The sequence below is a fragment of the Pseudoalteromonas sp. L21 genome, from assembly GCF_021728035.1.
GTDB lineage: Bacteria > Pseudomonadota > Gammaproteobacteria > Enterobacterales > Alteromonadaceae > Pseudoalteromonas > Pseudoalteromonas arabiensis.
This window is the reverse complement of the sequence record NZ_JAKKCV010000007.1, coordinates 145253-170757: the sequence shown is the minus strand read 5'-3', so window position 1 is coordinate 170757 and position 25505 is coordinate 145253. Positions and strand designations below refer to the sequence as shown.

At 38.2% G+C, this 25505-nt stretch carries 22 protein-coding genes; 7 read left to right on the top strand and 15 right to left on the bottom strand.

What is annotated here, in order from left to right; genetic code table 11:
• Positions 1 to 31: 31 nt before the first annotated feature.
• From L3V41_RS18160 to L3V41_RS18105, 12 genes are all read right to left on the bottom strand, one after another.
• A complete protein-coding gene (locus L3V41_RS18160; RefSeq protein WP_237128246.1) occupies positions 32 to 562 on the bottom strand; it encodes a sugar O-acetyltransferase in 531 nt (176 codons plus the stop codon).
• A gap of 3 nt (positions 563 to 565) precedes the next feature.
• On the bottom strand, positions 566 to 1462 hold the full coding sequence (locus L3V41_RS18155) for a pepsin/retropepsin-like aspartic protease family protein (protein WP_062567069.1): 897 nt from the start codon (positions 1460 to 1462) through the stop codon (positions 566 to 568).
• Positions 1463 to 1686: 224 nt separating this feature from the next.
• Entirely contained in the window at positions 1687 to 4059 is a 2373-nt protein-coding gene (locus tag L3V41_RS18150; protein WP_237128245.1) for a prolyl oligopeptidase family serine peptidase, read from the bottom strand.
• The gene (locus tag L3V41_RS18145; protein ID WP_237128244.1) at positions 4052 to 6442 is read right to left on the bottom strand and encodes an ABC transporter permease; all 2391 of its coding nucleotides are present in this window, start codon (positions 6440 to 6442) and stop codon (positions 4052 to 4054) included. Before L3V41_RS18145 ends, L3V41_RS18150 begins: the two co-directional genes overlap by 8 nt.
• Positions 6436 to 7164 (bottom strand): ABC transporter ATP-binding protein, encoded by a 729-nt coding sequence (locus L3V41_RS18140; RefSeq protein ID WP_062567072.1) that lies wholly within the window; start codon positions 7162 to 7164, stop codon positions 6436 to 6438. Before L3V41_RS18140 ends, L3V41_RS18145 begins: the two co-directional genes overlap by 7 nt.
• Positions 7165 to 7168: 4 nt before the next feature.
• Entirely contained in the window at positions 7169 to 8395 is a 1227-nt protein-coding gene (locus L3V41_RS18135; RefSeq protein ID WP_228074365.1) for an HlyD family efflux transporter periplasmic adaptor subunit, read from the bottom strand.
• Positions 8396 to 8428: 33 nt separating this feature from the next.
• Entirely contained in the window at positions 8429 to 10543 is a 2115-nt protein-coding gene (locus L3V41_RS18130; protein ID WP_062567074.1) for a peptidase domain-containing ABC transporter, read from the bottom strand.
• 10 nt (positions 10544 to 10553) lie between these two features.
• Positions 10554 to 11249, bottom strand: a complete 696-nt coding sequence (locus tag L3V41_RS18125) for a hypothetical protein (protein WP_062567075.1) — start codon at positions 11247 to 11249, stop codon at positions 10554 to 10556.
• Between the two features lie 3 nt (positions 11250 to 11252).
• Entirely contained in the window at positions 11253 to 12287 is a 1035-nt protein-coding gene (locus L3V41_RS18120; protein WP_062567076.1) for a radical SAM protein, read from the bottom strand.
• A 67-nt stretch (positions 12288 to 12354) separates the two neighbouring features.
• Positions 12355 to 12537 (bottom strand): hypothetical protein, encoded by a 183-nt coding sequence (locus tag L3V41_RS18115; protein ID WP_062567077.1) that lies wholly within the window; start codon positions 12535 to 12537, stop codon positions 12355 to 12357.
• Positions 12538 to 12607: 70 nt separating this feature from the next.
• Positions 12608 to 13738 (bottom strand): hypothetical protein, encoded by a 1131-nt coding sequence (locus L3V41_RS18110; protein ID WP_237128243.1) that lies wholly within the window; start codon positions 13736 to 13738, stop codon positions 12608 to 12610.
• On the bottom strand, positions 13738 to 13920 hold the full coding sequence (locus tag L3V41_RS18105) for a hypothetical protein (RefSeq protein ID WP_237128242.1): 183 nt from the start codon (positions 13918 to 13920) through the stop codon (positions 13738 to 13740). Before L3V41_RS18105 ends, L3V41_RS18110 begins: the two co-directional genes overlap by 1 nt.
• Positions 13921 to 14136: 216 nt before the next feature.
• Between L3V41_RS18105 and L3V41_RS18100 the strand changes: the two genes are divergently transcribed.
• The 5 genes from L3V41_RS18100 (at position 14137) to L3V41_RS18080 (ending at position 21269) form a co-directional block, all read left to right on the top strand.
• Positions 14137 to 16194, top strand: a complete 2058-nt coding sequence (locus tag L3V41_RS18100) for a winged helix-turn-helix domain-containing protein (RefSeq protein ID WP_237128241.1) — start codon at positions 14137 to 14139, stop codon at positions 16192 to 16194.
• Positions 16195 to 16501: 307 nt separating this feature from the next.
• Positions 16502 to 17146, top strand: coding sequence for a helix-turn-helix transcriptional regulator (locus tag L3V41_RS18095; protein WP_193988046.1), 645 nt, complete (start codon positions 16502 to 16504; stop codon positions 17144 to 17146).
• Between the two features lie 162 nt (positions 17147 to 17308).
• A complete protein-coding gene (locus tag L3V41_RS18090) occupies positions 17309 to 18079 on the top strand; it encodes a DeoR family transcriptional regulator (RefSeq protein WP_193988045.1) in 771 nt (256 codons plus the stop codon).
• Positions 18080 to 18173: 94 nt separating this feature from the next.
• The gene (glmS, locus tag L3V41_RS18085) at positions 18174 to 19994 is read left to right on the top strand and encodes a glutamine--fructose-6-phosphate transaminase (isomerizing) (RefSeq protein WP_237128240.1); all 1821 of its coding nucleotides are present in this window, start codon (positions 18174 to 18176) and stop codon (positions 19992 to 19994) included.
• Positions 19995 to 20150: 156 nt separating this feature from the next.
• On the top strand, positions 20151 to 21269 hold the full coding sequence (locus L3V41_RS18080) for an alpha/beta hydrolase-fold protein (RefSeq protein ID WP_237128255.1): 1119 nt from the start codon (positions 20151 to 20153) through the stop codon (positions 21267 to 21269).
• Here the strand turns inward: L3V41_RS18080 and L3V41_RS18075 are convergent, their stop codons facing one another.
• The 3 genes from L3V41_RS18075 to L3V41_RS18065 form a co-directional block, all read right to left on the bottom strand.
• Positions 21270 to 21458: a hypothetical protein gene (locus L3V41_RS18075; protein ID WP_237128239.1), complete on the bottom strand. Its 189-nt coding sequence runs from the start codon at positions 21456 to 21458 to the stop codon at positions 21270 to 21272. It lies immediately after the preceding gene.
• A gap of 266 nt (positions 21459 to 21724) precedes the next feature.
• Entirely contained in the window at positions 21725 to 21913 is a 189-nt protein-coding gene (locus L3V41_RS18070; RefSeq protein WP_237128238.1) for a hypothetical protein, read from the bottom strand.
• Between the two features lie 173 nt (positions 21914 to 22086).
• Complete coding sequence (locus tag L3V41_RS18065; protein ID WP_237128237.1) at positions 22087 to 23175, bottom strand: hypothetical protein; 1089 nt, start codon at positions 23173 to 23175, stop codon at positions 22087 to 22089.
• 338 nt (positions 23176 to 23513) lie between these two features.
• On the opposite strand from L3V41_RS18065, the gene L3V41_RS18060 reads away from it, so the two are divergent.
• Both L3V41_RS18060 and prfH read left to right on the top strand, forming a co-directional pair.
• A complete protein-coding gene (locus tag L3V41_RS18060; RefSeq protein WP_237128236.1) occupies positions 23514 to 24665 on the top strand; it encodes an RNA ligase RtcB family protein in 1152 nt (383 codons plus the stop codon).
• Positions 24662 to 25300 carry a peptide chain release factor H gene (prfH, locus tag L3V41_RS18055; RefSeq protein ID WP_237128235.1) on the top strand — a complete coding sequence of 213 codons (639 nt, stop codon included), beginning with the start codon at positions 24662 to 24664 and terminating at the stop codon, positions 25298 to 25300. The genes L3V41_RS18060 and prfH overlap by 4 nt, the downstream gene beginning before the upstream one ends.
• Positions 25301 to 25505: the final 205 nt, after the last annotated feature.

Here is a 25505-nt window from a genome sequence, read left to right as displayed (position 1 = left end):
CTTTAGCGCTCGATATGCTTTGAGTGTGTACTTAAATATCTTTAATCTTCACCGCGGGGTTACCTGCTATTAGGGTGTTTGCCGCGACATCTTTGGTAACTATTGCCCCTGCGCCAATCACGGCATTATCGGCTACTTTAATGCCTGCAAGTATAATAGCGCCAGCACCAATCCATACGTTGTTACCAATGCTAATCGGCGCTGCAAAATTAGCTTTTGCTAAACGCTCGGTTGGATTTACTGCATGCGATACCGCGAGTAATTGCACATTAGGGCCTATTAAGCAGTCATCGCCTATAGTAATTTGCGCATCAGATAGCGGTGCATCGAGCACCGTACAGTTAATATTTATGAAGGTTCGATCACCTATTTTAATACCACTGCCATAATCACAGTGAAAACCTGCTTCGATGACAACCTGTTCACCACACTGAGCAAACGTACCTTTTAATCGCTTTAAATTGCCTCTACTTGGGCTTTTGGCAAATAAACGGCAAATTTCATGGGTGTTTTTTCGTTGTTCTATAAGTGACTTTTCTAGGCTGTTAAATGAAATGCTCATCGTTTATTCAGGTAATCCAATATGTGCATGACCACTTTTATAGTCAATAGTGATTAAAAAATGTTTGAGAACATCGTAGCCTATTAAGCCTTGTACTTTTTTTCCTCTAATATGTGTACCCGTTGTTTTGTATTGAGATTCAAGATTCGCAGATTCTCCTTTAGCAGGGATACTCACCAGAACATTTTCCATTTCAAAAGGGCCAAATTTTAGCCAAGGGATACGAAAGCTTTCAGTCATACCACTTGTATTCACACCTGTGCTTATTCCCGATTCGCGCTCTATCTCATCAAGCCACCCCATGCTTTGAGCGACACTTCGTTTAACAACCATACCGCCATTGTTACCTGTGTCGAGCACCAACCATATTGATTTTTCATTACTTAACATCACTTCTACAATAGGCATACCTGAGCCTTTTTGTTTTAGCATTTTAATATTTTCAGTGTCATTTAAATTGACTGAGTCGTGGGTAATAAGACGCATTTTTTGATTTGGGTAATCCAGTTGTATAACAAACTGGCGAAAGAAGCCGGCACCAAATAGGAGTGCGTTATCATGAAGGCCAAGGTTGATTTCTACCGCATCATCAACTTCAGTGTCCATACCAAAAAAATTAATGGGCACATTGTGGTAAGTTGTTTTATTTTCAATGCCATATACGCCTTTAATTCGCGTTTTGCCTCCTTTATCTAGCTTAAGCTTATTTTTGTTAATAAAGTGAGGATTAATGCCATTCACTTGTGCGCCCGTATCCAATAAAATTTTACTCGGTATACCAGATACCGTTGCTGGCACTTTGATGTGACCATTTTCTAAGTGAAAATCCAGCCAAGGCGTGACCGCCGCGTGGCTATAAAAACTTAAAACAGTTAAGCATAGTGCAATAAGTAACTTCATTATTAATCCTTTAATTTATTGTTTTTTATAGCTTAAGCTATTTATAGTGAAGTAATTCAGATACTCATGCAAGCCCAAAGTTGGCTCAGTTACAGCTAGCCTTATGTAGCAATGATGACAAGTGAAATGATATAGAGCCTTTGAGTGTAAATAATTTAGGAGATTATATAAGAATAATGCTTTTTATGCTCAATAGCGGTTACTAAAGAGCATATGGTATTACTTCATAATTGTGCTCGGGATGATTTTAACCACTTATTAAGCCAAGCTGATTGCTCTTTAAGTAAATATGTTAAGTTTTCTTTCGCTCTATAAGAGTGGCCTTCATAGGGGAGCATAATGAGCTGAGTTGTTTTTTTATTCGCAATTAGCGCTTGATACATTCTTGTTGATTGTAGGGGGTAAGTCCCCGAATTTTGGTCATTTTCACCATGAATAAGCAGCAATGGCGCATTAATTTTATCTGCGAACATGATTGGTGATAAGTCAATATAGGTCTTTTTTGCTTGCCATAGAGTACGCTTTTCACCTTGAAAGCCAAAAGGCGTTAATGTTCTGTTATAAGCACCGCTTCGAGCAATACCAGCTTTAAAAAAGTCAGTATGTGCGAGCAAGTTTGCTACGGTAAATGCGCCATATGAATGACCCATGACAGCTAAAGAGTCGATATCAATCAACCCAGTACCTTCGAGTGCATTGATAGCTGCTTGTGCATTAAGGTTTATTTGATTGATAAAATCATCATTGGGTTCTTGACCGTCAAATGCAGTGATTGGCATCGATGGTGACTCAAAAACTGCGATGCCGTCATGAAGAAAAACCAAAGGGCTTAATGGATCAAATTGCCTAAATATATTGGTTTTTACAGTATTTTGTTGGCTTAGTTTTTTATTATTAAATTCATCCGGATAGATCCATAGGACTGCAGGTATTTTGCCTTGTGCTTTATCGTAGTTACTCGGTAAATGTAGCGTACCACTTAAATTTAACCCATCGCTTCTTTTATAATTTATAAATGTAGGAGGCTTGTCAAAATATTGCTTATTTTTGTTCGTTAATAAGGGGATTCGCTCATTCATATCAGTGCTCAAAATTGCAAAATATTGAGGAGCAGTTTGTACATTTTGTGTTTGTATAATAAGCGTATTATTTGCCACTCTTAAAGGGAGTTCAATGCTTTCTTTACTGCTGATAAAGTACTCTTTTCGTGTGTTATTGGTCTTGTTTAGTGTCTTTATAGTGGGCCTGATGCCCTCTTTGCTAAGGCCGTTCGATAAAAATAAAAGGTTTGAATCATCTTCAACAAGCACTTCATACCCTTCAGGTAGTCTCAGGGTTTGCGGATCGCCAAAGTCATTAAATTTATCTCTATAGTCTCGTTGCTCAATTAAGACATTTGCTGAGGTACTTGCACTGATTAAAGAAGCTTTTGCTTGTTTACTAGCATAAAGCCATTCTTGAGCGACTCCGGCACCTGACTTCCCCCATATAATATTATGTACTCTCCACTTTGCCTGATGGATGAGTTGTTTGTTTTGATTGAACGGGCTGGGAAGTTTATATGTATTGTCATGATATTTTTTATCTACTGACATATCACCATTATCAATTGCTTCGGTCCAAGTGAGAGTTGAGCCTTCAGAGGGAAGCCATTTTACTAATCTTGCACCATTAGGGACGCTATCTTTGGCTTTCTTTAAGTTAACCTTGTTATTTAAAGAGGGTAAAACATTTAGCTGGTGGTGGGTTTTTAAGTTAGTAACTTGATAGTCTCTGCCCCACTTTTTGTATGGTAAATAGGAAGAGAGCTCTTTGGGTAGAGTTGACGACAACACATACTCTCCGTCAGGAGACACAGAGAAATCATCAAATAGCATATTATCAGTTAGAGAGGTCACATTACCTTTTAAATCGATTTTAACTAAGCTTGAAAGCGCAAGAGTTTTAAATTGCTCTTTAAGTTTGTTATTTTTTAGAAGGCTTTGATATGTTCGTCCTTGCTCTACTTGTCGCTCAGATGAGAGAGAGTTCGGCTGTTTTAATTCGTTAATGGGTGAGTGTACTTTAGTATTTCTTTTTTTAACGATTAGTGCTGTGCTGTCAGGTAGCCACCTGAGGTGTCTGCCACCTAATGAGGCAGATAAATTGACCTGAGAAAGGCGTTTGAAAACCTGAGTTTCAACATCATATACCCATAAATTAATTGTGTTGTCATTTTGAATTAAATAAGCAATTTTTTTAACGTCAGGAGACCAGTTATAGTCAATAATGACGCCGCTATCAGGGGTTAGATCTATGCTCGTTCTATTGCTGATATCAAAAAGTGTTGTATGGCTATATAAAGGTGTGTCAAATCGGCTATATAGATTGCTATAAAAATCCAAGCCCGCTAACTGTACGCGTGCTTGTGATACATAGTGAATCGATGGATAGCGTATCTGATGTAAAAATAGAGCCTGTTCCCCATTAGGTGATAGTGATACATTCTCTTGTGTTGTGGAATCTATATAGCTTTCCCATTGGGGCCTATTCTCATCTGTGTTTGCGTGTATCGCGAAAGATAAGAGCAATACTATAAATATAAGAAATCTATTCATTGCGTAATGCCTTTATTGGATCTTGTCTTAGTGTTTTATTGATCGGAAAAAAGCTCGTGATAAGCGCCATAACTAACAGCCCAAGCCAGATAGATAATGTTAACCACCAGTTTATAGTTAAGGTGACGTTGGGTAGTGAAAAGCAATAACCAATAATTAAAAATGCTAATGAAAAAGCGAGCACCAAGCTCATCGTTATGGGTTGCATAAGCTCAAGTAAACTTTCTTTTAATAATCTTAGGTTATCTGCGCCCATTGAGAGCTTAACGCCCAAGCTATATCTGCGTACTTTAATTAAGTAGTTAACAATGCCATTGATGCCTATACAGACCATGAGTAATGATGTTGATGCAAGTACAATAGCGAGCCAAGCTGCGTTTAAATGACGCTGTCGTTGGTCATCAAATTGAGTTGTTAATGACGCTAATGAATGTATATCTAAGCGTTTATCAATCCCGTAGATCAGTTGCTGAATTTGCGATATTGATGCGGAATCTTTCATTGTTAGAAGGTAGGTATATTGACTCCAGCCGGGGTAATCTTTGGGTGTGAACACTTCAAAGTTTTCACTTTCAGGCCTTCCTGGTACGTAGGTATTACTGACTACACCTACGATAGAATAAAACGTTTTGCTGTCAAAGCTGACTTTACTATTTAGTACGTTCTGTGTGTTTTTATCCAACATATCCGCAAGGCGTTGGTTAACAATAATGGGCGGGTTTTTAAGTTTTTCATCACCTTTGCTAAAGCCCTTGCCAGTTACTTTAAGATCTAATTCTGCAAAATAATTGTTGGAAACTAAGCTATTACGCGCTTGGGCAATATACTGGCCAGCTTCATCATATATTTGGTTAACGTTAACCGTATCGGGTAAGCGCTGTTCTGATGATAGTGCTAAACTGCTCACATTATCGAGGTTTAATAGCTGTTGGGTAATGGCTTTATGAAGGTTAATTCGTTCACTCGGCTTATCGATATTACTGTAATTTATTGTAAGTGAGTATTTACCTTGAGTGTTTATACCATTATCTCTGAGTGCTTCAGAGAGTGTCACTAACACGACGTGACTTGCTGCGGTTAATACTAAAAATGAGAACAAAATCTGTAAGCCAACTAACAAGTGGCTGGTCGCTGCGCTCATTTGTTTTCCAGTACCTTTACCGCTACTTTGTAAGCTACTCATTAAGTTTTTCTCTTTTACGACACTTAATTCTATAAATGAATAGAGTGCAGCAATAGTAACAATCAAAAATACTGAAAAGAGGAGCGTATTTATACTTAACGAAAGAGTATCTAGCCGTTGTATAGAATTTTCGGCTAAGTTTTGAATAACGATAAACCCTATTTGGGTAAGTGTTAATGCCAGTATGACTGCAATGCTAATCAGTAGTAAGTTGTGTTTTAGTGTTTCAACAATGAGCTGTTTTGTACTTGCTCCAAATGCAAAGCTTATAGCAATCGGTTTTATACGAGTAATTGCTTTTGCAAGTTGCATACTAGAGAGGTTGATAAGTGCAATGATCAATAACAAACAAACACCTAAAAGCAGCATGAGTACTATTTTTCCGCTATCACCTTTTAATGCTTCACTAAATGTCGTGATACGTGCGTTAACAGTAAAATCTTTCAGAATATTAGGAGCATGGAGCTGAGCGCCTTTCAATGATAGGTCTGATAACTGTTGTGTGATTGCAGATTCTGATGCTGTATCTTTTAATCTAACAACACTTTTGTATGCACCCATAAACCCATTTGCTGTTTTGGGATCAAATACCTCATCGACATCAATAGGTAACCATATCGCATCGTTTATATTTTTGTAGTGGGGCAGAACAAGATCATCTGGAGCTACACCAACAATAGTGAATCGACGTTGATTTAACTGTATTTTTTGACCAATGATATCATCTTGACCTTGGAAAAGTTTTTGCCATGCCCTATAGCCTAAAACGACAGACATGTGCTTACTGCCAAGCGCCTCGGTCTCATTGAATAATCTTCCAAGTTCAGGTTTGACACCAAGCAGGTCAAACAAGTTATTAGATGCGAGAATAACGTCTACAGCGGGTCTAGTTGGCCTGTCTAATAATTTATAGCTGGTCCACTTATGGTAGGTAGCCATATCAGTAAAGAGCGTATTTTCATTCTCTATATAACTCATTACTTTTGAGTTACTAGCAGGGCCTGAGTAACTTTTTGAATTTACGGTGCCTTCTAATAAATATAAATTATCACTTTGTTGATAAGGCAAGGGGGAAAAAAAGACTAAATCCACTAAGCTAAAGGCGCTAAGTACCATGCAAAGAGTGAGCGCTAATGTAAATACGGTTGTTAAATAGTACTGCTTAGCACGTTTGAAGGTATTGTAGGCTACTTTTAACATGGCTGAGCAACTCGATTTGCATCTGTTGGCGTACTGACATCATCATTTTCAGCTATTACAGAGCCATCTTTTAATTGAATATTACGAGATGCCATGTTGGCATAACGCGGGTCATGGGTGACTAAAACGATAGTTGTGCCTTGCTGATTAAGGTCTTTGATCAATGCCATGATGGCATCACCGTTTTTAGAATCTAAGTTACCTGTCGGCTCATCGACAAGCATAATACCTGAATCACCAGCTAAAGCGCGAGCAATGGAAACGCGTTGCTGTTGACCCCCTGATATTTGGTTAGGGTATAAATCAGCTTTATCTGCAAGGCCTACTTTTTCTAAGCAATCTAGGGCACGTGCATGGCGTGTTGAAAGCGAATCCCCTCTGTATTTTAAAGGCAGTGCTACATTTTCTAAGACGGTCATTTCATCTATTAGATTAAAAGATTGAAATACAAAGCCGATTCTATTTCCACGAACTTTAGAGCGTTGCGTTGAATCCATATCAGAAACAAGTAAGCCGTCGATGTAATATTCACCGCTTTGTGGGGTGTCGAGTAATCCCATAATATTCAGTAGTGTTGATTTTCCGCACCCTGATGGGCCTGAAATAGAAATAAATTCGCCATCATAAACAGTGAAGCTAATTCCTTTTAAAATTTGACTGACCTGATCGCCATTGGTAAAGGACTTAGTTAAGTTATTAACCCTTAAAATTTCAGTGTTCATACTTCTAGCTCTCTATTTTTATCATTTTTGTTTCAGCAGGAATATCTAAGGTGGAAATAATAACTTGCTCGCCAGGCTCTAAGCCTGATAGCACTTGAATTAGCTGTCCTGATGTTTTGCCATATTGCACATCAACTCTAACAGCCTTGTTATCACTCGTTAGCTTGAATAGTGAACCATAGGCTCCCTCTTTAGCATCACTGGGCTGCTTTATGTAGTTCATATCTTTTTGTACGTCGGCGTAGATGGTTGCATCAACCTGTTGCATTGGTTTCATGCTGCCATGCTCAATTGCTTCAAGTTCAATATCAACCTGTACAGCACCATCATTGATAACAGGGTCAACACGAACGACTCGTCCATGCACTTGCTCATTGAGTGTTGTAATCTCGGCTTTCATGCCCATTTGAATTAAATGCGCTTGAATTTGCGGAACTTTTATTTCCCCAACTAATGGCGATAGGCTGCCAATAAGCGCAAGCTCAGAGCCTGCTGTTACACTTTGCCCTAAACTGAGAGGAAGGCGCTGGATGACCCCTTTCATTCCTGCTTTTACAGATAATTGCTCGACCATCAGTTTTGCAACGTTGAACTCATCTTCTGCTTGAGAAATAAGATCATCTTGAATTGAAAGTGCTTCTTTTTGCATTTCAGTGAGCTTGTCTAATTTTGATTCTTCGAGGCTGATGCGTTTAAGTAACTGCTTCGCTTCCAATTCATTTTTTTTAGCACTAATCCCAGAGACAATTCCCGACTTAGCTAAAGAGCGTTCGGCTTCTACTTGGAGCATGGCAATTTCTGCTTGTGCTTTTAACTCAGAGATACTTGATTCATTGTTTAACAGCTCCCGTTGTTGCACTAACAAAGTTTGACGTTTCTGTGTCTTTGCATTTTTGAGCTTTGCTAAAGCTAGACGCAGCTTACTCTCAAGCTCAGGGTTGTTTAATGTCAGAATCACTGTATCAGGCTCTACAACGGCCCCTGCTTTTAGCTTTATTTCGTCGACAACCGCATTGCTGGTGGCTGTAAGTAGTCTTTTATTAATAGATTGTAGCGAGCCATAACCTTCAACCTTAATAGAAAAGTCACCTCGCTCTACTTTTGCCATTGTTACAGACTCAAGAGAGATTACTTCTGCATTATCTGCAAACCCTAACCGCCAACCAGATAAAAGCATAATGGCTGACAAACCAATTAACCCCTGATAAACAAGTTTAGATGTGAGTTTCATTATTTTTTCCTTTGCTTTATGAGCAATCTTTAGTTAGATCACCTCTGACAGTGTTTGACCATTAATTAACTTTTCTAAGTCTATTACTCTGTCTGCTGCTTTTATCGTTTCTTGCCTGTGGGCGACGCTAATTCTGGTTATTCTTTTTGATTTTAAATGCTGATTCACTTGTAATTCAGTAGCAGCATCTAAGTGACTCGTTGCTTCATCTAAAAATAAAACAATAGGTTGGCTGTAAAGCGCTCTGGCTAACAGTAAGCGTTGTTTTTGACCACCAGACAAAGAACTGCCTAAGTCGCCCACCTGTGTGTGCAGTCCCATAGGCATGGCTTGAATCTCTTGCCAAATTGCTGCACCTTTTGCAGCCTCAATCACTTGATTGATATCTGGTTTGGGTTCAAAAAAGGAGATATTTTCAATTAAAGAGCCATTCAGTAATTGATCATTTTGCATAACCGTGGCGCACATAGATCGAAAGTTTCGCATCCCTAGCATATTGATTGAGTGTCCATCTAATAGGTAATCACCTTGCTCGGCTTTAATTAGGCCCGTCATTAGCTTAAGTAAGGTTGATTTGCCTAATCCCGAGCGGCCAATAATAGCGACAGATTCTCCAGCATTTATTTCAAAGTTGATACCTCTAAATAACCAAGGAGATGATGGAGAATATCTAAAATGTAAATCACGTACTTCGATATGTCCTTTAGTTTGCTCCTTTGCAACGACCAATGAATTACTCTCTTGTTCTTGGCTTTGCATGACGATATCTGACATTCTTCGAAGATAAGTGGATGCCAACTTAAATCGAAATATATGGTCAACTAAGGTTTGAGTGCTGCTTGAAAATTGTTGACGATAGGCTAAGAAGGCAATGAACATACCAATCGTAAACGCATTGTTTATAATTAATGTCGCACCAAAAAATATAACGGTTAAATACTCTACTTTACTTATTAATTCTTGGCTTATTTCAGCCGAAATAGATATTTTCTCTCGCTTAATATTTTCATTGGTTGTATCGGCAAATAAGTTAAGCCATGATGATAATCGTGTACTTTCTTTGACGTAGCACTTTATGGGCATTATTGCTCGAATTGTTTCGAGGAAGTGGCTATTTTCTTTTGCTTGTTTCGCTAAAACCTGTTCTAAGTGTTTATTTTCTTTTTTTGTTAAGTAAAGCCTTACCATTAACGTGATAGATAAAAATATAAGTGATATCAAGGCAAGGGTAGGTGAATAGGTATACATTATGATTAAAGTCGTAATACCAAGAAGGCCTTCGACAATCGCGGCAATAAAGCCTCGGCTAATCATACGCTGAACTTCATTAAAGGCCTCGAATCTTGATTTGATATCTCCGACATGGCGAGACTCAAAGAATGATAGAGGTAAATGTAGTAAGTGGCGTTGTATATTAGCCTTTACCTGAAAACCTAAGTTCTTATCTAGGTATAATATTGCCGCTGAGCGAATAATATTACTAAACGTAGTTAATAGTGTGATTGCTAGAAATGCAGCCAGTAGCCAGACCAACACACCGCTATCTGAAAGTGGAATACCATGGTCAATGACGATTCTTATATAGTATGGGGATATGAGTAAAAAGCATTGCAATATCAATGCAATAACGAATATTTTGAATAGCGATGAGCCTAACCCATCAATATTACCTATAAACGTTCTAAGTGGCATTTTTACTCTTTCATCTGCAACCGTAAATGTCGATGAAGGAGTTAACTCTATTGCAATACCAGTGAAAGCTTCAGAAACTTGTTTCCAATCAAGTTTAACTTTCCCTTTGGCAGGATCATGAATAACGATCCCTGTTCTACTGACCGACGCTAAGGTTACAAAATGATTAAAGTTCCAATGAAGGATTGCTGGCCCTTTTAGCTTTGATAGCTGTCCAAGCTCTAGTTTTAGTACACGCCCAGACAAGCCAATATCATCAGCTATTTTTAAAATATGTTTAACGGTAATGCCTTGTGTTCCTACCGGATAGCGCTGTCGCATGGCAAGCATATTAACTTTGTAGCCATGATAAAATGCGATCATTGCAAGGCAAGTAATCCCACATTCAGCTACTTCACTTTGTAAAAAAGTAGGCAATTTAGATGATTTAAAGTCAATATAATCGGTTAGTCGCATTTAATTTTCACTATTTAATTAAATTTATAATCTTTTCATCTTGCTTGTTAAGTACTATTTTTATTTCAGCGTTAGGTGATAATTTTTGTATCTCATTTTCTTTTATTCTTAAGTGAATTTTTTGTTCTTTTTCACTTGATATTCCATTAATAACCATAGTGACTGTTGCAGTTATTTTTTCATCGTTAATATGTAGAGTCGCTTTGTCATTTACATTTAAATTGATTTTATTGGTGTTTGATATCCAAAAAGATAATTCACCATCGGCTGGTGGAGTCAAAAGATAACCAAGAGGCTTGTATGGTTGAGTTATATTTTTATCAATTTTAGAGTGAAAGAAAAAACCGTCACTGGGAGAGCGGATAACATCACTTTCTAAACTACTTTTATTGTTTAGTTTAGAGATGGAGATCAAAGGCTGATCTTTTCTTACATGCCCACCATTTTTAGATAGGTAACTTTTTATAATGGCAACTTCACTATAAATTAGTGGTGTATAATTTTCAGCAGATATCTTAACCGCAAGACTCTTACTTGATGGGATCGAGATTATTTTTATTAAAAGGAAGAAAGCGATAAATATGAAGATAAGAAATAATATAGAGTTATTTATCACTTTAGGTTGCTTTATAAGCGACTTGCCAATATCACTTGATTTATATTGGTTCCTAAGAGCTTCCTTTCTAAACATATTAACAATAGACATGAGCTAGCTAACTTTCTTTATCGGAATGTCACCAACAACAGTGTTGCTGTTCATATAACTAAGCGGGCATCCCATTTGCCAGCTATCAAGAGTCGTAAAGCCTTTTATCCAGGTGCTAAATTTTTCATTATTTAAAGTGAGAGTGCCGTCAGGGTTAATCTTGCCAATATTGTTTCTGTCATCATCTAAAGCAACGGTACACTTATTGATATTACCATTTGCTCTAATTCCTAAAGAATTTGGCTTTCCGGCATAACAGATGTAATGGCCCCGATCATTAGTTTCCTTACTATTATCTAAATAACGTTCTGTTAGTTCTCGAGCTAACTGTTTGGCTGATTTTTTTGATATTAGGCGGTTTATTTTTTCTTGATTATCACCCCCTAAGTTAGATATTTCTTTAAAAAGCAACTGAAACCTACTGTCTTCTTTTAGCTCTTCATCATAGCGTTCACAAAAGGCTAAAACACTTTCATGGTTTAAGTCTGTAACATGTATTCTGAGAGTTATATGAAAATCAAGATCTGTTGCAGATGCTGCTAATAAGCGACCCCATATTTTATCAAAACTGCCTCTTCCGTTACGTGTTAATCGAGTTGTGTCGTGTGACTCTTTGTCACCGTCAATAGAGATTTGAAAGCTATTTTGTTTTAGCTCCACAAGTTTTGTAAGTGTTTTTATATCGAGAAGAGAACCATTTGTAGTCAGATTTCCCGACACTTTACAGCCATTTTCTTTTGCTAATGATTGGGCGTATTCAGCAATTTCAAATAGAATATCTTTTGCTAATAAAGGTTCTCCACCAAACCAACTAAATGATAGGCTCTTTAACTTAGGTATTTTATTTTTGATAAGAATTTTAGTAGCATCGACTAACCAACGAGGCATTTTCCCAATTTCAAAATCTTCATAGCAATACACGCATCGAAAATTGCACTGCTCTGTTGGAAAGATTATTAGCTGGAATTTTTCATTGCTGAGGCTATTTACTAATTGTTGTTTAGAAAAGCCTTTAATTTTTCCTGTTGAAGAGATCATTTTTTCTCCTTTAGTTGTAAATTAACCCAGATCACTTTAAAGAGGGTGATCTGGGTTAGTGTGTTAGTTATAGTTCTTTAAATTCAGAGCCACAGCTAATGTTTGCACAACCGACATTAGTCTCTTCATCCTCTTCTTCTGGAGAGAAACCACCAGCTACAACGCCAGCTAACTCTTCACTTAGCTCAACTTCACCTAGCTCATTAAGTTTGATTTCTTCGTTTTTGATATTTTCAAATTTCTTGCTCATTTTATTTCCTTAAATTTATTTTATTAGCCCTTAATGGGTTTTATAATTATGGATGTTGTTTTTTATTTTTTTAACTGTTAAATCTACTAGGGTTAATTATTTTATTAATCCTTTTTGTTATTTCTTTTAAGTTTTTCTTGTTTTCTCTTTCCTCAATGAAGGGTAAGTTTAATTCATGTGAAATGTATTTTTTCAGTATGAAATATTCTGTTTTTTCATTTATTTCTAAAAGTTCTTTCTTTATATCTTTGGATGGGTGGTTTTTATATATGTCTAGAACTGTCATGCCATAATTGAATTCATCATTTATTTGTTTATAACTTTTCAAAGTGTTTTTTACGAGTGATGAACTCTGTGACTCTTTACTTTCTGCGATAACATATGAGGAAAAGTTCAGGTCTGATAGTGAATCTAGCTTTGTTTTCTTTAAGCAAGCTATCAGGTGATTTAACACAGTTTTAGATTTGCTTTCATTTCCTGATTTTTTAAATAATTCGTAAAGCCGGTAGCTGTATATCCCATTTTTTATACATTTGTATTTTCTTATTTGCTTAAAGCAAATATCCAAAGCTTCATCAAATTCATTTAAGTAAATTAGTGATATTATTTTTGATTCAATATATATGTCATTATTACTATATTTTTCAGGTATTAAGTCTTGGAGTGAGAACACCGCATTGAAATTAGAATCTGCAGTATAGCTTTTTAAGCATTCATCTAACGTAGCAAGGTAGAGTGCCTCCCAATGCTCGCCAATATCCGACTTTGAAACTTTTATTCCACCTAAATGAACTTTGTCACTGTTATAAATTGGAGATATGTTGTTTAACAGGGAATCGAACTCTGATTTTCTTTTCGTCAATTTATAGAGCCTGAGTAAGTTGATTGTAGGGTCTATAAGGTTTATGAGATTTTGGTTATCTCTGTCATTGCTATATGACTCACTCCACAGGTCGATCGCTTTCTTTAAAAACAGCTCACTTTCATTAGTTTTTCCTTGGTAAGCTAACACTAATGGGTATGCATTGATTAGTCTTCGCAGTGTTCTATTAAACTTTATCTCTTGACCTGCTACATCCCTATCAAAAGCAATGCACATGTTTTCACACCATTGCTCAATATTATATAAAGCTGCCAAATCCCGTTTTTCGGTTAAACGCTTTAAGTGAGGTTTGTAGCTTGTCGAAAAATTTTCTGGCATTAGCTAATGCCCTCGGAATCTGAGAAGGAGGTGCGTTGTTCCTGATTATCACTTACATGACAATAGACCTCTTCAGGATCGATATAACCACCGACGAGTGCATCAAGTAATTCGAGGTTGGTAATTTCAATAAAACCATCATTTGTTCTTCGAGCTGCTACCGAGTGTTTTTCTGATTTCATATTGTTTCTCATTTAACTTGCCTTATTAGTTTTTCGGACTTGAAGATAAACCTAAAATAAGCCAGCTGATTTGCAATGATTTAACGCTGATATATCTGTAACCAAGTTGTGACTTTCTTATAAATCAGTTGGTTATGATTGTGTGGTAATTCTAATTACAGTGCGGTACTATAGTTGTTGTTAAGGAAGTGTTAAGTTTGTGAGTGACTAAACAGTATGTTTTTTAAGATTGGTGAGTATTATTTAGATACGCAAGAGATGTCTCTTCACATAAATGAGCAATCAATTTTATTAGAACCAAAAGTCTTTGCTGTCTTAATGTATTTTATTGAGCATAATGATCGTTATATTTCGATGGAAGAGCTCCATGAAAACTTATGGCAAGGTCGATGTGTCTCTGATGCAGCTGTTAGGCGAATTATAAGTAAAATACGTATTGTTTTGAACGATGACCACAAAGAACCTACTTACCTTCAATCTCTTCCAAAGCGTGGCTATAAATTAATTTGCCCAGTATCTCAAATTGCAGAAACATCTACGTCTGAGGACACCGAAAAACCAATAAATGTTAAGAATAACGACGCAAAAAAAAATAGGCGTTTTTTATTCATTGTAATTGCCACCCTCTTTTTGTTTTCATTGACCTACTTCATCTATAAAAATACTGATAAAGAAGTACATGTCGTTACAAAAGTGATTGATTCTGTTATTTCGGACAAAAGGGCGTTAGCTGTTTCAAATGATGGCAAATATATAGCATTTACAAGTAAAGTAAGTCATGAGGAAAATGACCACATCTATTTAAAAGATAGAGAAAGCCAAACTGTCAAAATGCTAATTGATGATACGACCCTACCCAGGGGGTTAACTTTTTCCAATGATGCAAAACACTTGTATTTTTCTGATAATTTAGATGGTACTGCTTTATTAAAACAGGTTGCCTTAGAAAGTGAAGCACATAAACCAGAGATATTAGTATCCGACTTTTACTTTATCGCCGATGTTTTTGTGGATAAAAATGAAGATGGCCTAATTTACTTTTCTGGGCAAAAAAGCCAACAAAGTGCAATGCTTATCTATAAGTATAACTCTAACAATAACTTGCTAGAGGAAGTTACATCCGTTGCTCAAAAAGGTGCACATGACAGCCAAGCCGATATTTCTCCAGATTCTAGCAAAGTTGTTGTGCTTCGAGTTTTTTTAGATAGTAAACGTAACTCTATTCGAGTACTCGATTTAAAAATTGGTAGCACACTTTTCCAGCATGACCAAAATGTTGTCATTTATGATGTTCAATGGCTAGATAATGAGCACATCATTTTAGTCGATGATAAAAAATTAACTAAATTGAACATTAAAACAGGTGATTTAGAGATCATAACTAATTCAGAAACAGGCTTGATTGCTGCCAAAGTTTTAAGTTCTAGTTCTCTATTGGCGATTAGAGATAATGTGTTAACCAATACGCTGATAGAGAAGAAACTACCATTAAGTGATTTTAAAAATGTTGAGTTAATCCAAGAGAAACAACCAAAGCAAGGTTACATTAAAGCTTACCAGCCCGTTAATAATAAAATCTGGATGGTTATAAAAGAGAGCGGAGTAAACTCTTTGATTTTTTATGAAAAAACAAAGGCTGATAAAAAAGTGACTTTAATGAGTACTGAAAAGCCACTTAAGTTAATAAGCTCCTCGACATCTGGGCAATATGTATTACTGAAACTTCAAGAGCGCATAACGATTCTTAATACACTTGATAATAGCCTTACCTACCTCTCTAAAGCTGATGAGTTGATTGGCGATATTACTTTTTCACTAGACGAAAAGTCTATTTTATATACGCGTAAGAGTAATGGTGAATGGCAAGCTTTTAAGCATACGATTGAAGAGAAAACAAAGGAAAAAATCTTTAAAGGTTACCGCTTTATTCGTCCATTCAATGAAGGGTATGTTCTAGGTGATGACAACGGCAGGTTATCACGCTTTGAAACGTTAAAAGAATCGATGATCCCAATGCCGATAAGTGTGTCTACTGAGCATAATACAAACTGGACGATTATAGATAGCACATTACTATGGAGTGATCATAACTTGATAAACACCACCTTCTATGAAATGGACTTATACGATGTTGATGCCTCTAGCTTAAAGTCAAAAACGTTTGACTTTAACGTGATTAGGCCTAGTTTTTATGTAGATAAAATGAATAACTTGATTGTAGTTGAAAGCTTAGGTAATAAATACAGTGATATAATTTTATTTGAAATTCAATGAGTTAAATGCTTTTCTTTAAAGTTATAAAAAAGTCACCACATAATTATTGATAAAATTGCCCTCTTAGCCCAAATTTAATGTGAACAAAATAACTACAACATAAGTTAGGGGCTATACCACTATGAAAGACACTTTTAAAAAAACATTCATCTATGTGACTACCTTTATATTATTAACAGTAGCTAATACCGGTGGACTGTATATAAATGATACTATTAAAATTAATACTGACGAGTCATCAGTGAAAAGCATTTGTATTCTCGCTCCAGATCTATGTAAAAAATAATCTTATAAGAGAGCGTTTTTTATGGTAAATATAAATGAACTTCATTCTAGGATTGAGAGTATAAACTCAGTAGATAGCTTTAATAATTTTTTTACAGATATAAAAAATACTTATAGTTATACGCAGGTAGGGTTTATTACTTTTGATTTCTCTGACTTATTTAGATTTGATACTAATTACTTTGGAGAATTTGAGCGCCCTTTTTTAGATGAGGTTCATTCCTGTAAAAAATTAATTCATTATTGTCTTAATGAAACAAAAGCGCTGATGCTTAGTGAAATAAATGGCAATTATGATTCAGTATTAATTGTTCCTACAGGTTTACATAAGAATAAATTTGCTTGTTTGGTACTTGAGTTGCCCAATTTAAGTACTGAACCGCACAAAGCAAAAATGCTAGGAGACTATTGGCGAATCTTTTTAATCGAAATGTTTGAAGCCTACCGACGTTCAACGCGTACAGAAGCAGTAAAAATTACACGGCGAGAAAAAGAGTGTATTAAATGGGCATCAATAGGCAAAACATCCTGGGAAATTAGTCAAATACTTAATATCAGTCAAAGAACGGTTGATTTTCATTTGTCTAACTGCATAAAAAAAACGAGTAGTACTAATCGACAGCAAGCTATCGTGAAGTGTATCTTAAACGGAGAATTGCTTGCCTAACACCAGCAAGAGCCACCTTTTATGGTGGTTTATTTGTACCTAGTGTGAACTTAATTGAATTATAAGTTTCCCCTTCATTTTATTTAAAGCATTCACTTGCCATTTATATTGTTTCGTTTAAAATCTAAAAACTTTCGAAACGAAACTTATGTGATCATATAAATGACAAAACGAAACACTCAACAACGTCGCCATACAATCTTAAGTCAAGTTAATGAGTACGGTGAGGTCGCTGTAGAGGCGCTGGCTGAGCAGTTTCAAACTTCAGAAGTAACGATTCGTAAAGATCTCACGGCACTTGAGAAAAGTGGCTTATTACTGCGCCGTTACGGTGGTGCCATTGCATTGCCGCAAGAAATCGTTGCAAATAGCAATGAGAAAAGCGACTCGCTTCGCAAAATGGCAATCGCGCAGGCGGCTGCAAAGCTTATTAAAGACCATAACCGCATCATAATTGATAGCGGCCGCACTACAGCAGCGATGATCCCTGAACTTGCCAATAAGCATGGCTTAGTAGTGATGACCAATGCTATTAATGTCGCTAACCGACTGCTTTCATTAGAAAATGAGCCAACACTTTTGATGACCGGTGGGACTTGGGATCCGCATTCAGAATCGTTTCAGGGCCAAGTTGCAGAGAATGTTCTACGCTCTTACGACTTTGACCAACTCTTTATTGGTGCCGATGGCATTGATATTGATAGAGGTACTACAACCTTCAATGAATTAGTAGGGCTTAGCCAAGTGATGGCTGAAGCTGCCCGTGAAGTGGTAGTGCTGGTTGAGTCAGAAAAAATTGGCCGAAAAATACCGAATTTAGAACTGCCTTGGCAGCGTGTTACCACTGTTATTACAGACAACCACCTAAGCGTAGATAAGCGTGAGGCGATAACAGCATGTGGTGTACAGCTGATCTGTGCAGAAATTGAATAACCGTAATAAGACCGACAACACCTTATTACGCATCATTTATGACAACACATACCGCCCAAAGTAAAACACTTTGGCATGTGCAAAAGGAGAGATTATGTGTGGAATCGTAGGGGCTGTTGCAGAACGCCCAGTAAATAAAATTCTTGTAGAAGGCTTAAAGCGTCTTGAATACCGTGGCTATGACTCAGCAGGTGTAGCCCTCGTTGAAGGAAATGTATTAAATACAGTAAAAGCAGTGGGTAAAGTTGCTAATTTAGAATCAGCCCTTAATGCGGCAAATGTAAAAGGCACGACAGGTATCGCACATACGCGCTGGGCAACACATGGCGGTGTAACTGAAGCGAATGCACATCCGCATATTTCGAATAGCGAAATTGCACTCGTTCATAACGGTATTATCGAAAACCATGCCAGCCTGCGTGATGCGTTAAAAGGTGATGGTTATGAGTTTTTATCAGAAACTGATACTGAAGTAATGGTGCACCTTATCCACCAACTTCGTCAGCAACACACTTCTTTATTGGCAGCAGTGCAAGCGGCTGTTAAGCAGTTTGAAGGCGCATTTGGTACCGTTGTTTTTGATAAAGCGAACGATAACGAAATCATTGTAGCGCGCTCAGGTAGCCCTCTAGTTATTGGTTTAGGCCTTGGTGAAAACTTTATTGCATCTGACCAACTTGCTCTATTACCTGTTACTCGTAGCTTTATTTACCTTGAAGAAGGTGATGTTGCTCGTATTACCCGTGATAGTGTGGAAATATTTGATGCAAACGGCGAGGCAGTCGAGCGCGAAGTGATTGAATCAAACATCACGCAAGATGCATCAGGTAAAGGCGAATATCGTCACTACATGCTGAAAGAAATTTACGAACAGCCCCTTGCTGTACGTAACACACTTGATGGCCGCCTTCACAATGACACTGTAGCGATTGATGCCTTTGGTGACAGTGCTCAGCAAATCTTTAAAGACGTAAAGCACGTACAAATTATTGCCTGTGGTACTTCATATCACTCGGGTATGGTTGCGCGTTACTGGCTTGAACAGTTTGCAGGCGTGAGCTGTAACGTAGAGATAGCCTCTGAATTTCGTTACCGTGAATCATTTGTACATGAAAACAGCTTACTTGTGACCATTTCACAGTCTGGTGAAACAGCCGATACACTTGCTGCACTTCGTCTTGCAAAGCAGCAAGGTTATATGGCGTCAATGACCATTTGTAACGTACCTGGTTCATCACTGGTGCGTGAATCTGACTTAGCCTTTATGACTAAAGCGGGTGCTGAAATTGGTGTTGCATCAACTAAAGCCTTCACCACACAGCTTGTTGGCTTATTAATGCTAACAGCATCGATTGCTCAAGAAAAAGGTTTAGATCAAAGTGCGATTGTCAATGCAATCAAAACACTGCCTAACAAGTTAGAAGAAGCATTACAGCTTGCAGAAGGAATTGAAGATTTAGCTGAAGAGTTCGCTGACAAGCATCACTCATTATTCTTAGGTCGTGGTTCACAATATCCAATCGCGATGGAAGGTGCCCTTAAGCTGAAAGAAATTTCATACATTCACGCCGAAGCATACGCAGCGGGTGAGCTTAAGCATGGTCCTTTAGCGTTGATTGATGCTGACATGCCAATCATTGTTGTAGCGCCAAACAACGAACTACTTGAAAAGCTTAAATCAAACGTAGAAGAAGTACGTGCCCGCGGCGGTATTATTTATGTATTCGCAGATAAAGACTCACACTTTGAATCTGATGAAACAATGCGTGTAATTAACGTAAACCATGTGGATGACGTGATTGCCCCAGTTGTATATACAATTCCATTGCAGCTACTTTCATACTATGTTGCGGTTATAAAAGGTACCGACGTTGATCAGCCTCGAAACCTAGCAAAATCGGTGACGGTTGAATAAGTTTAGAGTTTTATATTTATTAAGGCGCAATATGCGCCTTTTTTTGTACTTGTAATTCTGTTAGCTTAAAAAATTACCAACATCTCTTAAGGATAAGTCGTGCGACTATTTAAGTTACTCTGCATTAGTGGTTTTTTACTTTGTACTAGTTATGTAATGGCTCAACCAGCCGCAGATGAGGCGGTTACAAATTACAGCCACCATACGCATACAATCGAATCAAGTAATCTTAATGAGCAACGCACTGTCGTTGTGCAATTACCAAAAAGCTATCAAACACATCCAAACAAAAGATATCCCGTTATTTACCGTTTAGATGGGGCAGGTAATTTACCCTTAATTAATGCTGTGCTTGAGCGCTTACAACAAAATGATCAGGCGCCAGAGGTGATTGTAGTTGCAATTGAAAGCACTAATCGACTTAGAGATTTTTATCCTACAGTGAACAAAGAACCACAAGGGCCGGTTGGTGAAGGCGGTGGTGCAGCAAAGTTTCTAGCTTTCGTAGAGCAAGAACTGATGCCTTTGGTTAATAAGCAGTATCGCACTCATGATTATAGAGTTATCGCAGGAGCTTCCGCGGCTGGTGTATTTGCTCTTTACGCAATGCAGGCTAAACCCGAGCTATTTCAAGCACATATTGCTTATAGTCCTGCGGTATGGTGGAACTATGGCGCTCCGGCTAAGAGCTTAAAAGCCTTTGTCACTAAAGCCAACAGTATCAAAAGCTATGTATATATGAATATCGGCGAAGAAGCTGGCATTATGCGCGAAAGATACGATGATATGCAGCAAACGATGCAAAATAGTAAGGTGCAAAATCTGCGCTTTAAGAGCGATGCCTTTGCAGGCGTTTCGCATAACCTAACCTCAGCTGCTGGGGCATTTAATGCGTACCATGGCTTATTTTTATCTAAACATATGCCTTTGAGTGCATTGGGCGATGATGTTTCATCAATTGATGCCTATTATCAACGTTTATCTCAGCAATGGGGCGAGCAAATAGCGCCACCAGACCGCGCTGTTAGGTTACTTGGTTACAGCTTAACGGATAACCAGCAATTTGAGCGGGCGATTGAGGTGTTTAAGTACAATATCAAAAACTACCCTAAATCAGCGTATGCCCTGTCAGCTTTGTCTTATGGCTATGAAATGCAAGGTAATACACGCCAAGCATTAGTCCAAATTGAGGCTGCAATAGCCGTTGCCGATGACGCTTACCCTTACCTTAATTACTTAAAAGAGACAAAAACGAGGTTGCAAGGGTTGTTATGATCAATAGGCTCGCTCCCCTAAGTCATAAGCAAAATAACCATAGGTCGCAAAGATCATCATAGCAACTAATGAGTAATGCATCGCTCGAGCGAGTACAAGATCAATTGGGCGTGCGTGGCGAAGTATTGCTTCATCGTTAACGATAGTTGCTTTGGCAGGCTTTTGACGACGAATTACTATCGCGTACATATTAATCCTGATACCTAGTCCTTTGTCCCAAAGAGGCTCGTATATTCCTTCTTCGCGCATTTTTCTCTCAATATGCTTCATCGAAATGCGAGTGAAACACAAGGCTGAAATGAGAAAAGAGATAAATATAGGAAATGATATTATAAAAAAATGAACTCGGGGATAATTAACATCGTTTTAATTCAATTTATTTAAGAGTTGTAGGCATATTAAAGTGCATGATGATTCATCAATGTTACGCCTATTCTTTATAATTCAACACAAATTTAATAAGCACGTTCTCCAAAGTCATATGCAAAATAACCATATACAGATAAGATCATGGCTATAGTGAAGGAGTAATGCATCACTCGAGCGAGTACAAGGTCAATAGGGCGTGCATGACGAAGTATTGCTTCGTCGTTAACGATAGTTGCTTTGGCAGGCTTTTGACGACGAATTACTATCGCGTACATATTAATCCTGATACCTAGTCCTTTGTCCCATAGAGGCTCATGTATTCCTTCTTCGCGCATTTTCTTCTCAATGTGTTTCATTGAAATGCGAGTGAAACACAAGGCTGAAATGAGAAATGTAATTATTGAAGGACCAGCTAGTAGCCAGTAAAAATTTTCAGGTATAATGAACATTAAAACCAACTTATGCTAGAGCTTGTATCATATAACATCCCCGCAAGCGCCTGCCCAGCAGAGTCACCTGCTTTTCCTGCAGCATAACCTGCTGTCAAACCTACTCCAATTAAAATGACCCAGCCAACGGGTCCCATGGCAATAGCAATGCCGACACCTGCGGTCACTGTGGCACCACCAACGAAGGCCCCTGCGGCAGTTCCAAAGCCAAACCCTGTTGTTTCTACAACTGCACGGCGTTGCCAATCTCTGCCTGCTTTATAGTCACTATAAACGCTGTCAATTCGTAGCCCTGCGTCTAAAGCTATAATGGCTTTTCCGGCGATATTCGCTCCTTGCTCTAACTTACGTAAATGTCGAATATTTGCTAACGAAGATAATTGCAAGGGAGCTGAGCTTCTTGCGCTTTTGGCGATATTAATTCCCCGTTGTGGGTTTGACCAAATATTACCTCGCGCTGAGGCTTTTATTTTTCCTTTAAATTTAACCATTTCAGATTGAAATTTTGTATTTAATTCTAAATGAGCTTGTTTTGCTGCATTTCCAAGCTTTATTAATTCAAGTTTAGGAGCTTTGTTTTGAGCGGCTTCGCGAACTTTTAATAAGCTTACTTGGTACTTTAAAATAGATTTTCCAAAATCACTTAGCCTAACCTGACTAGACTCTAGGGAAGTGGCAGCTGCGCCAAGCGCAGTCAGGGAGTCAAACTTTTTACCTGCAACTGGAAGCTCTGTAATTTTTCTAACTTTATCGATGTAAGGGGAGATTTCAGCTTCATATAACTCTGCAATTGCTAGAGCATCTTCATCACCAAATTGATTGACCATAGTACTAACATTTCTTTTAGTATGTTCAGGCCATGACATTGTGCTATCGAGCGCACAAGCAATATCAGGACGTGCACGTCTAAAGTCACTCATATTACCTTGTTCAGGGCTTCTTAATATAAAGGGAGTGCCTTGAGGGATGAAATTCCCGATAATATGGGGGTTATCTTTTCTGAACTGCTTTAAAAGTGTGAGGTCATTTTCGTTAATTGGTAAGTTTGTTCTGCTTTTGGTGTTAAAGCACAAGTCAAAATTAGACATTATATTCCTATATTAAGATCAATCCATTGAGCGGATAAAATAGCAGAAGTGTTATTTTTATCAAGTGGCTAAAGTGGGAACTTTGCACGGAGTTAATAATATTTTAGTTGCTTTCACTTTTTAAGGTGTTTACAATCGCCGCGATTTTAACCATTCACACACTGTAGAGGAGTAAACAATATGACTTATACAACTTGTTCCTTTGCAGGTCGTTTTCTTGCCTAGCTCGAAGCTATTTCCTTATTAGCTTTTCAAAGCTAAGCCTGATCAATTAATCAAAGACCTGCCAAATCATTTTTCGTTAGCATTTTTCTATTGCAGAGAAAGGAATTGGTATTATGGGCAAGTCCGTCCAAAAACTTACTGATAACGTTAGCCTTATTGCGTCTAAAGAGTCGTGGATTGAAGGGCTAGCAATACAACAATTAATTAAAACTTCTGAATTACCTAGTATGCACGCTGTAGCGGGTATGCCCGATTTACACCCAGGTCGAGGTTACCCCATTGGGGCTGCTTTTTTTACAGAAGGTAGAATTTACCCCGCTTTAGTGGGGAATGATATTGGCTGCGGTATGTCGCTTTGGCAAACCAATACTAAGTTAGCCAAGTTAAATATAGATAAGCTCGCAAAACGCTTAAGCGATGTTGAACAGCCGCTAGATGAAAGTTGGCACACATTGATTAGCGAGCGAAAACATGAACTAGCTATCACACAAACAGGTTTTGATAGCGCCCTTGGCACCATAGGTGGCGGCAATCATTTCGCTGAATTTCAGGCGATTGAAGAGGTGTTTGATCAACAAGCATTGCTTGCTTTAGGTCTACAACCTAAACAATTGCAGCTATTGGTACATTCTGGCTCTAGAGGCTTAGGGCAAGCTATTTTAGTTAAGCATATTGCGGAGCATAACCATGATGGCCTTGAGGTAGTAAGTGATGCCTTTACAGATTATATGGCCAAACATGACGAAGCACTGCGTTGGGCACAGTTAAACCGAGAACTGATCGCACGGCGCTTTTTACAAGCTATCCGTGGTGGTGGCGAGGAGGTTTTAGATGTGAATCATAACCTTGTAAGTCAATCACAGATTGCAGGACAAGCTGGCTGGTTACATCGAAAAGGTGCTACACCCAGCGATCAAGGGGCTGTGATGATCCCAGGCTCTCGCGGTGATTACAGTTACTTAGTTAAGCCAACGGCTGAGCAAAACGTAAACTTACGCTCCCTTGCACATGGCGCTGGTCGCAAATGGAAGCGTGGAGAATGCCAAGGCCGTTTGAGTCACAAGTTTAAAAAGGAAGATCTATATCGCACTGCGTTTGGTAGCAGGGTGATCTGTAATGATAAAACGCTGCTTTATGATGAAGCACCACAAGCTTACAAAGATTGCCAAACTGTTATTGATGACCTTGTTGATGCGGGGTTGGTTACTGTAATTGCCAAATTAAAGCCTGTGCTTACCTTTAAAACACAAGGAGCGTGCGGATGATCTTAGTGCAATTATCGTCAGGTGCGGGTCCTTTAGAGTGCTGCAAAGCGGTGACTATGGCTGTTAAGCGCCTTGAGTGTGATGCTAAAGCATTAGCTATTAAGGTGAATACTCTTGCTGTAGAGCAAGCTGAACTTTCAGGCTGCTACAAATCGGTATTGCTTGAATTAACCGGTGCTGAGCCGCGAATTTTAAAACAGTTTGGTCAGCAATGGCATGGCTCGATGTTGTGGGTTTGTCAAAGCCCATTCAGAGCAAGGCATAAGCGTAAAAACTGGTACTTTGGCGGTCAACTATTTGAAATAGCAGAGCAAACTTTTGATAGCGAGATCCACTTTCAGCAATGCCGCGCGAGTGGTGCGGGAGGCCAACATGTAAACACCACTGATTCGGCTGTTCGTGCTACCCATGTTGCGACAGGAATGACTGTTCGCGTAGAGAGTGAACGAAGTCAGCATGCGAATAAGCGCTTAGCCCGAGTTTTGCTAATGCAAAAACTGGCAGAACAAGCTCAGCAGGCTGCTAGCCAGCAGCAAAAGTCGCGGTGGCAACAACACAATGAGCTGCAACGGGGTAGTCCTATTCGTACGTTTAAGGGCCCTGAATTTAGCCAGACTCACAAAGGAAAAGGTTAGCAAATAACATGGAAAACTGTTGATACCCAAACCACCTCAAGGTGCGAGTTTCAGTTGGAATTAAAAGCGATTTAGGCAAGGCATTGATTGCAAGTAATAGAGGTTCTATTGTTAAGATCAATAACGCAGTATAAATCGCTTTTAAACCAACCCTTTGGGCGCTTCACAGGCACCTACTCTCATCGTTGTTACTTCTTAAAAGGGA

Excerpts from the sequence above, each read along its gene's own strand:
- L3V41_RS18160 (WP_237128246.1), bottom strand. The coding sequence starts at position 562 with ATGAGCATTTCATTTAACAGCCTAGAAAAGTCACTTATAGAACAACGA.
- L3V41_RS18155 (WP_062567069.1), bottom strand. The coding sequence starts at position 1,462 with ATGAAGTTACTTATTGCACTATGCTTAACTGTTTTAAGTTTTTATAGC.
- L3V41_RS18150 (WP_237128245.1), bottom strand. The coding sequence starts at position 4,059 with ATGAATAGATTTCTTATATTTATAGTATTGCTCTTATCTTTCGCGATA.
- L3V41_RS18145 (WP_237128244.1), bottom strand. The coding sequence starts at position 6,442 with ATGTTAAAAGTAGCCTACAATACCTTCAAACGTGCTAAGCAGTACTAT.
- L3V41_RS18140 (WP_062567072.1), bottom strand. The coding sequence starts at position 7,164 with ATGAACACTGAAATTTTAAGGGTTAATAACTTAACTAAGTCCTTTACC.
- L3V41_RS18135 (WP_228074365.1), bottom strand. The coding sequence starts at position 8,395 with ATGAAACTCACATCTAAACTTGTTTATCAGGGGTTAATTGGTTTGTCA.
- L3V41_RS18130 (WP_062567074.1), bottom strand. The coding sequence starts at position 10,543 with ATGCGACTAACCGATTATATTGACTTTAAATCATCTAAATTGCCTACT.
- L3V41_RS18125 (WP_062567075.1), bottom strand. The coding sequence starts at position 11,249 with ATGTCTATTGTTAATATGTTTAGAAAGGAAGCTCTTAGGAACCAATAT.
- L3V41_RS18120 (WP_062567076.1), bottom strand. The coding sequence starts at position 12,287 with ATGATCTCTTCAACAGGAAAAATTAAAGGCTTTTCTAAACAACAATTA.
- L3V41_RS18115 (WP_062567077.1), bottom strand. The coding sequence starts at position 12,537 with ATGAGCAAGAAATTTGAAAATATCAAAAACGAAGAAATCAAACTTAAT.
- L3V41_RS18110 (WP_237128243.1), bottom strand. The coding sequence starts at position 13,738 with ATGCCAGAAAATTTTTCGACAAGCTACAAACCTCACTTAAAGCGTTTA.
- L3V41_RS18105 (WP_237128242.1), bottom strand. The coding sequence starts at position 13,920 with ATGAAATCAGAAAAACACTCGGTAGCAGCTCGAAGAACAAATGATGGT.
- L3V41_RS18100 (WP_237128241.1), top strand. The coding sequence starts at position 14,137 with ATGTTTTTTAAGATTGGTGAGTATTATTTAGATACGCAAGAGATGTCT.
- L3V41_RS18095 (WP_193988046.1), top strand. The coding sequence starts at position 16,502 with ATGGTAAATATAAATGAACTTCATTCTAGGATTGAGAGTATAAACTCA.
- L3V41_RS18090 (WP_193988045.1), top strand. The coding sequence starts at position 17,309 with ATGACAAAACGAAACACTCAACAACGTCGCCATACAATCTTAAGTCAA.
- glmS (WP_237128240.1), top strand. The coding sequence starts at position 18,174 with ATGTGTGGAATCGTAGGGGCTGTTGCAGAACGCCCAGTAAATAAAATT.
- L3V41_RS18080 (WP_237128255.1), top strand. The coding sequence starts at position 20,151 with ATGGCTCAACCAGCCGCAGATGAGGCGGTTACAAATTACAGCCACCAT.
- L3V41_RS18075 (WP_237128239.1), bottom strand. The coding sequence starts at position 21,458 with ATGTACGCGATAGTAATTCGTCGTCAAAAGCCTGCCAAAGCAACTATC.
- L3V41_RS18070 (WP_237128238.1), bottom strand. The coding sequence starts at position 21,913 with ATGTACGCGATAGTAATTCGTCGTCAAAAGCCTGCCAAAGCAACTATC.
- L3V41_RS18065 (WP_237128237.1), bottom strand. The coding sequence starts at position 23,175 with ATGTCTAATTTTGACTTGTGCTTTAACACCAAAAGCAGAACAAACTTA.
- L3V41_RS18060 (WP_237128236.1), top strand. The coding sequence starts at position 23,514 with ATGGGCAAGTCCGTCCAAAAACTTACTGATAACGTTAGCCTTATTGCG.
- prfH (WP_237128235.1), top strand. The coding sequence starts at position 24,662 with ATGATCTTAGTGCAATTATCGTCAGGTGCGGGTCCTTTAGAGTGCTGC.